Origin of the sequence: Neobacillus drentensis, assembly GCF_036966985.1 — a bacterium.
Classification (GTDB): domain Bacteria; phylum Bacillota; class Bacilli; order Bacillales; family Cytobacillaceae; genus Neobacillus; species Neobacillus drentensis_E.
The window spans coordinates 1-7,410 of the sequence record NZ_JBALSN010000504.1; the positions used below are offsets into that span (position 1 = coordinate 1).

10 protein-coding genes are annotated in these 7,410 nt (G+C 36.6%); 7 read left to right on the forward strand and 3 right to left on the reverse strand.

Features of this window, described 5'->3' with window-relative positions:
- Positions 1-218 precede the first annotated feature (218 nt).
- Positions 219-428 carry a hypothetical protein gene (locus V7659_RS26590; RefSeq protein WP_218351670.1) on the forward strand — a complete coding sequence of 70 codons (210 nt, stop codon included), beginning with the start codon at positions 219-221 and terminating at the stop codon, positions 426-428.
- Positions 429-702: 274 nt separating this feature from the next.
- The gene (locus V7659_RS26595) at positions 703-984 is read left to right on the forward strand and encodes a hypothetical protein (protein ID WP_335543092.1); all 282 of its coding nucleotides are present in this window, start codon (positions 703-705) and stop codon (positions 982-984) included.
- Positions 985-1,232: 248 nt separating this feature from the next.
- Here V7659_RS26595 and V7659_RS26600 read toward each other — a convergent pair whose 3' ends face one another.
- Entirely contained in the window at positions 1,233-1,448 is a 216-nt protein-coding gene (locus V7659_RS26600; protein ID WP_335543093.1) for a hypothetical protein, read from the reverse strand.
- A 67-nt stretch (positions 1,449-1,515) separates the two neighbouring features.
- Here V7659_RS26600 and V7659_RS26605 point away from each other — a divergent pair, with 67 nt between their 5' ends.
- Positions 1,516-1,776, forward strand: a complete 261-nt coding sequence (locus V7659_RS26605) for an HNH endonuclease signature motif containing protein (RefSeq protein ID WP_335543094.1) — start codon at positions 1,516-1,518, stop codon at positions 1,774-1,776.
- Between the two features lie 306 nt (positions 1,777-2,082).
- Positions 2,083-2,730, forward strand: a complete 648-nt coding sequence (locus tag V7659_RS26610) for a cysteine hydrolase family protein (protein WP_335543101.1) — start codon at positions 2,083-2,085, stop codon at positions 2,728-2,730.
- A gap of 280 nt (positions 2,731-3,010) precedes the next feature.
- Here V7659_RS26610 and V7659_RS26615 read toward each other — a convergent pair whose 3' ends face one another.
- Complete coding sequence (locus V7659_RS26615) at positions 3,011-4,123, reverse strand: GerAB/ArcD/ProY family transporter (protein WP_335543095.1); 1,113 nt, start codon at positions 4,121-4,123, stop codon at positions 3,011-3,013.
- 641 nt (positions 4,124-4,764) lie between these two features.
- Here V7659_RS26615 and V7659_RS26620 point away from each other — a divergent pair.
- Positions 4,765-5,262 carry a DinB family protein gene (locus V7659_RS26620; RefSeq protein ID WP_335543096.1) on the forward strand — a complete coding sequence of 166 codons (498 nt, stop codon included), beginning with the start codon at positions 4,765-4,767 and terminating at the stop codon, positions 5,260-5,262.
- 162 nt (positions 5,263-5,424) lie between these two features.
- A complete protein-coding gene (locus V7659_RS26625) occupies positions 5,425-5,913 on the forward strand; it encodes a DinB family protein (protein ID WP_335543097.1) in 489 nt (162 codons plus the stop codon).
- A 123-nt stretch (positions 5,914-6,036) separates the two neighbouring features.
- Here V7659_RS26625 and V7659_RS26630 read toward each other — a convergent pair whose 3' ends face one another.
- The gene (locus tag V7659_RS26630; RefSeq protein WP_335543098.1) at positions 6,037-6,663 is read right to left on the reverse strand and encodes a metal-dependent hydrolase; all 627 of its coding nucleotides are present in this window, start codon (positions 6,661-6,663) and stop codon (positions 6,037-6,039) included.
- 309 nt (positions 6,664-6,972) lie between these two features.
- Here V7659_RS26630 and tnpA point away from each other — a divergent pair, with 309 nt between their 5' ends.
- Entirely contained in the window at positions 6,973-7,371 is a 399-nt protein-coding gene (tnpA, locus tag V7659_RS26635; protein ID WP_335543099.1) for an IS200/IS605 family transposase, read from the forward strand.
- Positions 7,372-7,410: the final 39 nt, after the last annotated feature.

The following is a 7,410-nucleotide window of genomic DNA, read 5'->3' on the forward strand; positions in this document are numbered from 1 at the left end:
TAATGTAGACGTAGTGAAGTTATTTATAATTGGATTTTATTCCACAGAAATATAAACAGTAAAGGGGCAGTTTGGTTTAATAAGATACATTCCGTCTGTTTAATTGAGTGCCATCTTATGTTATAATGAGTAACTTAGGATAATTACTACTTTACTTATAATTGAACGGATGCCAAGAAAAGCCTCCGCATAGCGATAAAATATGGAGGTGTAAGAGAATGAATAAACGATGGACGATAGGTAAAATTAAAGAATTTGTTGAGAACAATTCGGAAAGTAAGTTGCTAACGACGGAATATAACGGTTTTTCTCAAAAGTTACTATTTAAATGTGCATGTGGTAGCAACTTTGAAAAAACATTAACGAAATTTAAAAATAATAACCAACGTAAATGTGACGTGTGCCAACCGCCAAAAGCGACACGATAAAGTATAGGGAATAAACGAAGTGCCAATTTCTAAGTTGGCACTATTTTTTTTATGGGGGGATAAAAGTGGATTTCACTAAGGTGGAGGTTTAGTCGAATATTCCATCTTATACTAACAGGTGCAAGAGTTTGACAGGGGGTTGCTGCGGAGGATCCTTTCCTTATTGAGCTAAAGGAGCAGGATAGCTAGTTTTCACATAATTTACAATTGAAAGGTGTATATAAATAAGTAAGATTTCCTTATAAAAATTTTTTTGAATTTGAGGTAACTAAAGATGTCCAAAGAGATTTATGTACTTATTATAGCTGTTGGTTTAATCGTTTATGGCGTTTCGCAGTTTATGAGGGGATACAAATATAATAAACACTTGCAAGAAGAAGACCAAAGAACTGGCAACTATGTCAATGGAAACGGTTCTATTTTAGATGAGTTTTTTCGTATTTTAGCCCCATATTTCCCCTTAAAGATTGCAAAATATTTTAAAATGCTTCTTGGCTTAATTCTTATATTTCTTGGAGGTTCACTAGTTTTAGGATTTATTAGCGACCTATTATAGAAATGCAAACATGCGAATTGTTGCACTAACGGGTGCGTTAGTTGGAATAGTCATATAAAAAGACCGACTATATCGGTCTAGTGTGGAACTCCTCAAAAATAGGATAATGATCAAATATCCTGCTTTTTTTCTGTTTCTACAAAAAAACGGCTTCCATATTTGACGTTTAAGCCGTCTTAAGCTACTTAATAGGGTAATAAGTACCTCCTTTTAAAAAGCAACTCTATTTATAGAGTTGCTTTTTCCACTCATTGATGAACGCGTGCGTCGGCAATTTTTCTTTCTAATTCCACGTCAAAAATAGCCTGCCACCTTTTCCCCTCTGGAGAAATCGTCATAAAAACATAAACTTGCCTATTTGGGTGGTAACCATCACCGCCGACCCTGGATTTCCCATATTGATCTGCACGGGATAAAACGTTATTAATGTCTTTTAGGGCTGACATTGCCATAGAAATAAACAAGATGTTACAAATACCTTACGGTAAAGACAACTTAGAATTTGCAGATAACAGAATATCAAGGTACTCTATGCAACTTGGCAAATGTGCAATAACAGGAGAATTTTTGACCTCCGATAAGCTGCACTGTCACCATAGGTTGCCCCGACATATGGGGGGTACAGATGAATTTAGCAATCTTGTAATCGTGCATGAAGATGTACATAGATTAATCCATGCAACTAATGAAACGACGATTGAACGATATAGGAACATTCTTCAATTAGATGGAAAACAATTGAAGAAGCTAAACCAATTTCGAAAAGTTTGTAATTTAATTGCTTTAGTCTAAAAGAATAAGATGGAACGCCTAATGCGGTGAAAATCGCACGTTGGGTGTGGATGTGGATCAGGGGAAAAGATGGAGATAACATCAAAGTCTTACCTATTGCTATTAAAGTAACGGAGCAGAATAATTTAAATTCATTTCTTTACAAAGTTTTTTTATCGATCAAATGTTTTCTGGTTTACCTGGTCATTGGCAGATTAGATTTTTGGGGAGCAAATGGTAATCGAACCTTAACTGGGGTGAATAGACCAAATGTGCTTCTGGTAATATTAATAGCTCCGAATTGGAATAATAATCATGGTAAAGGGGGTGAAAGGGTTGGAAAAATTAATGAAAAACTTGGAACAGAAAAACACGACCGTCATCGTCGTGGATGTGCAAAACGATTATTGCCATCCCGCTGGAGCAATTGCCAAAAGCGGAAGCGATGTCAGCGCGGTCAAAAAAATAATGTCGAGCTTGCAAAGCTTGTTGAATGCGGCAAGAGAGCACTCCGTTCCAATCATCTTTTTGCAGACAAATCATGATAAGTCAACTGATTCCGAGGTTTGGCTTTCACGATTTCCGGATGGTGTCAACCCGATTTGCCAGACGGGGAGCTGGGGAGCGGAATTTTACGAAGTTGCGCCAAAGTCGAATGACATTATTGTGAAGAAGCATCGTTACAGCGGGTTCGTTCATACTAATCTGGAGTCCATATTGCGAACTCTTAAAATTGAAACCTTGATTTTAACAGGAGTCAGCACGAATCTTTGCGTGGAATCAACCGCCAGAGACGGGTTTATGCTAGATTATCGAATCGTGCTCTTGAAAGATGCCTGCGCGGCTTTTTCGCAGGAAGAACACGATATGACCTTAAAAACCGTGGATACCTATTTTGGTATGGTGGCAGATACGGAACAGGTTGTTTCCTTTTGGCGGATGCACGCTCCCCAATCCCTCCAGTTTTTGACCTAAACGGTTGATGGATAGAAAACGACAATGTTTATTTTGAAAAGCCCCAACAATAAAAACAGTGGTAGCCTAGGATGATAAAATAAAGTTCTAGCCTGTCGCTGTTTTATTGATTATTCCTGCATCCCATTTACCTTTTGAACAAACGGGTTAATCCAACTTGAAATAGTATAAGAATATTATAGACACCGGATTGGGGTACGAGTTGAATGGTAATTCACTGTTAATCACAAAACCATAATTTCCTTAGCAAACAGCCATTAGTAAAATAAATGGCTGTTTTTCAATTTAAATTTGTATGAGGTTCCTTCTTCCTATTTCGAATGAATGCGATAAGCAGTAAGATGCTTGGAATGATAATTTGAAAAGGTAAACCTAAATATAATGGATAAAATTCAAATCCTTCCTTAATAAATTCAGCATACGTCGATGCCGTGGTTATGGATGAAAATAAAACAATCATTCCAATTGGAAACGACAATTTTTCCTTTTTTTTTAACTGAAATAGATCTGCTGTACCCTCAACAGCTGCATAAAAATACAGTGTTATTTTAAAAAAACCGCTAATCACTAGGTAGAGCGCAAAAAGAATATCAAGCCGTTCAATAAAATCTGCTAGTTGAATTCTTGAAACGGTTGTTAACAATGGGAAGTTTGAGCGGATATAAAGTTCTGGACCAATGGTTGAAATGGTAATAATTACGGTAATGGTAATATTAATCCCGCTTAAAATCATCCCGCCAATACAAACAAATTTTATTTTCTTTCGTTCATTCACAAACGGGTATATCATCGTGAAAATAAGTATTTCTCCAAAAGGGAATGTAAGTATGCCAGGGAAAGACTCTTTAAATATTGGTTTCCATCCATTTTCAAGAATAGGCTTTAGAAAATCAAAATGGATTAACCCGGAAAAAATAATTAACAGAAATCCTGATATAGCCATAAAATAAATAATGCCAAAATAAATCTGCCCCACTCTTGCGATTACCTCTAAACCTTTATGAATGCCATAGATAATAGTCAGAATCATCAATGTATTAAGGACAAATAACGGCGTATTTGTATAAACCGTTGTTAACAGGAGTTCCCCAAAATCTCGTAATACTACTGAAGCAGTATAAATAAAATAGATGATATAGAAAAAGGCGATAATCCGACCCGGCCATTTTCCAGCTATTTTTTGTATATAGTTGGTCAGAATTAGTTCTGGATAAAATAGAAACAGACGGTAGTGTATAAGGAAGACGATCAAACCACCCGCTAACCCTAATAAAATGGCAATCCATGCATCCTGTTTTGCATTTGCACCTAGACCAAAGAGGATAGAGCTACCCATTTCAAATAAAAATATTAGTACGAAAAGCTGGGCTGCGCTTATCTTAATTTTATCCATTTACTACATTTCCCCTTTGCTAAGGGTTTTTTTGTTAAATGATCCCAAATAGTGATTTTAGTTACTGGCAGCCGCCAATCCCTGACCACTACCGGTTTGTCCAGTTGACACATATCCAGGATTTACAACCTGTACAGGAAAAAGGAACTTTTTATATTCTCCCGGTCAATCCACCCAATATAAGGTAGGTTGTCCAAAAAACACCAAACCATCCGATTGGCATTTAAAAATAAATAAAAATAGATAGCTATAAAAAAATTTGTAGGTTCAATTCCTTATAAAATTCAAAAAAGTGGTACTTTATTTTAGATGAATCTTTGACAATTGGATGCACCTCTGCAGAAACCCTAAAGATCAACTTTTTAGGTTCCTATAAATCAATAATCTTCCAGTTCCAGCTTTGGGTAAGGTTCTGCATACAAATAAATTTTGTGAAGTATCGTACTTAAACAAACGGGTGCTAGAATTAAACAAGGTGTTGCTGCGGTAACATCTTTTTGCTTGTTGAGCTAAGAGAGGAGGTTAAAACAAGAAGGATAATTTTTTATAATCTTGAATACATAATAAAAGTGCTGATTTTTTGGTGGATGTTATGATTGATAATCGAAGTTTAAAAACTAAAAAGTGAGGAGATTGATTTTATGCAAGTTGTAGCCAAAATGTTTTTAGAACAACTCGACATGCATTGCTATGAGAATGAGTGGTTTGCATCCATGGATCAGGCGCTTCAAGGAGTCATCGCAGCTGAGGCAGCATGGACAAGTTCGGGAATCAGCAATTCGATTTGGCAGATTGTCAACCACTTGATATTTTGGAATGAAGACGTGATCCATCGAATTAAGGGCACAGAGAATCCGCATAAAGCAGAAGGCAATGATGAAACCTTTGGAAATCCGGGGGATCCAGAAGACGAAATTGGGTGGGCCCAGACAGTGCAGCGCCTTTATGAAGTCATGAATAAATTAAAAACGGTCATTGCGGACCTTGAAGATGAAAAGTTAGCAGCTCCGTATGCAGCTAACAGTTACTCTATAGAGCGTTTACTCAGCAATATCATGATGCACGATACGTATCATCTCGGCCAAATTGTTCTGTTGCGAAAGTTGCAATCCTCTTGGAGTGGCGTTGATTGGTCCTAACGAATTGAATGAGCTGTTTCCATTAATGCAGAACTTAATTTTTTGATCTTGCCCGATTTCCTCTTACCTGCACTTTCATTCTGTTCTGTTACAAGTTCTGCCCAGGAACACATATGGGCTGTATAGAATATGTAGTTATATCTGTTAAAGGTGGGTGTTTGGATGCTTCAACACGAATATGGATGGGTTCGACAGACTAGAGAAACTCTGTTAGATTTTTGTGGGAAATTAGATTCTAATCATTTTACTCATACAAATGGTTTCGGTTGGCAAAGTGTAAGAGACACATTGGTTCATATAGCAGATTGCTATGTTGCATGGCTTGGCTCATTTGTTTTGCTGAAGACAAATAAACCACTTACTCCAAGGGAAGAATTACATAATCTCAGTTTAGAGGAAATAATAGCACGATTTGAACAAGTAGATTCAATAGTAAATGAATTATTTGAACAACATGGACATAAATTAAACGTGCTAATTGAAAGAGAAATCCCTTGGAGAGATGCATCTGAACTATTATCTATTACTCCCCGTAAATTGCTAATGCACACCATAACTCACGAGTTTCATCATAAGGGACAAATAGTAGCCATGCTCCGTCAGATGGGTTATGAGCCCCCAAATACAGATGTTTTAGGAACAGAAGATTAATATATTCTAGAAGTATTTAGGCGATGTTTAATGGACATCGCCTTTCTCGTTGAGTAAGTTTGTGAAGTTCCATTTCCTCCAAACAATCCAAATTGTGTTGTTAATCTTTCACAGATACTTTTTTCATAGTTCCTTGGAAGACAGTGGTAAGAACAGCTTAATTCCCCGTTTATTAAATGGAAGTATTTTCAAATCGGCTATTAGATGACTAATGTAACCTGCAAAACACGAATAGAAAACACCATCAATCCCTAGCGAAACTTGTAAGTTGGAAGCAATAACCCCAAAGAAAGCAATGCCTAAAATCGAATGGGTATAACTCCGATGAGAAGTAAAGGAAGCAATAATTATGTAAATTCCAAGCAGAATTAACCATTGTTCCCCTAAAGAGAATCCGCCCGCCAGGACAGCGATTCCTGTAATGGTTAACATATGTCTTTGCTTAATGAAGGATGCAACCAATACTATCAAACATCCAATTCCAATCCCCAGCCATCTATCTAACATTGTTTTTTCAAAGAAACTATATAGAATCATTATCATTCCAATAATCATCGCAGAAAGTCGAATCACCTTATGCGACAGAGTAATTTTTCCACGAAGCTTCCCATCAATATCAAGATCAGGCATTAATCCTGAGATACCTCCTAATCCTACAAACAAGAGTGTCGCAGAAGGAGAAGTATGAAATGTATTAGCAACTATAAATCCAGTTGTTGCCCCAATTACCGCGTGTGATGTACCATTCAATTAAATTCCACCTCTATTAATTATTTATGTAGTAAAACAAAACGGACATATCTATATTACAGCAAAACATCTGTTCTGTTTAGAAGATAAATTGATTTTAAGTAAATTTTATAGAATTACAGATTTTCCGAACGAGAAAGCCCATGCAGGACGTTAGCCCGTCTTTAGACATGGGATGATAGTGAGGTCAAATGCGGAGTGCCACTTAAACCGAAAGGTTTGTGGTGCTTCAAGCATTTGAAATTGTCACTGGTTCTTTATTTTTGTTCACCCGTTGCAGTAATTATACTAAACTGATATAATACAAATATGGAAGAATATAGAAGAACTAACACTACCGTATCATTAATCAACTATCATTTTGTATTTTGTCCACGATACAGAAGGAAGATTTTCCTTGATTCTAAGGTAGAACAAAGGTTTAAAGAAATGGTGTATAAAATATGTGAATCTCTAAAAATAAAAGTTGTGGCTTTAGAATGCGACAAAGATCATGCACATATGTTTCTAAACGCACCGCCAACATTAAGCCCTGCAAACATAATGGCAAGAATTAAAGGAGTGACATCTAAACAATTGCGTGAAGAATTTCCGCATCTACAACACTTGCCGAGTTTGTGGACACGTTCTTATTTTGTTTCGACTGCTGGAGATGTATCGAGTGAAACGATAAAACGATACGTTGAAAATCAGAAAAAGCGTAACTAGAAAGGAGCTGATACCTATGGCAAGAAAGAATACACCGAC

Excerpts from the sequence above, each read along its gene's own strand:
- V7659_RS26625 (WP_335543097.1), top strand. The coding sequence starts at position 5,425 with ATGCTTCAACACGAATATGGATGGGTTCGACAGACTAGAGAAACTCTG.
- V7659_RS26590 (WP_218351670.1), top strand. The coding sequence starts at position 219 with ATGAATAAACGATGGACGATAGGTAAAATTAAAGAATTTGTTGAGAAC.
- V7659_RS26595 (WP_335543092.1), top strand. The coding sequence starts at position 703 with ATGTCCAAAGAGATTTATGTACTTATTATAGCTGTTGGTTTAATCGTT.
- V7659_RS26615 (WP_335543095.1), bottom strand. The coding sequence starts at position 4,123 with ATGGATAAAATTAAGATAAGCGCAGCCCAGCTTTTCGTACTAATATTT.
- V7659_RS26620 (WP_335543096.1), top strand. The coding sequence starts at position 4,765 with ATGCAAGTTGTAGCCAAAATGTTTTTAGAACAACTCGACATGCATTGC.
- tnpA (WP_335543099.1), top strand. The coding sequence starts at position 6,973 with ATGGAAGAATATAGAAGAACTAACACTACCGTATCATTAATCAACTAT.
- V7659_RS26605 (WP_335543094.1), top strand. The coding sequence starts at position 1,516 with ATGCAACTTGGCAAATGTGCAATAACAGGAGAATTTTTGACCTCCGAT.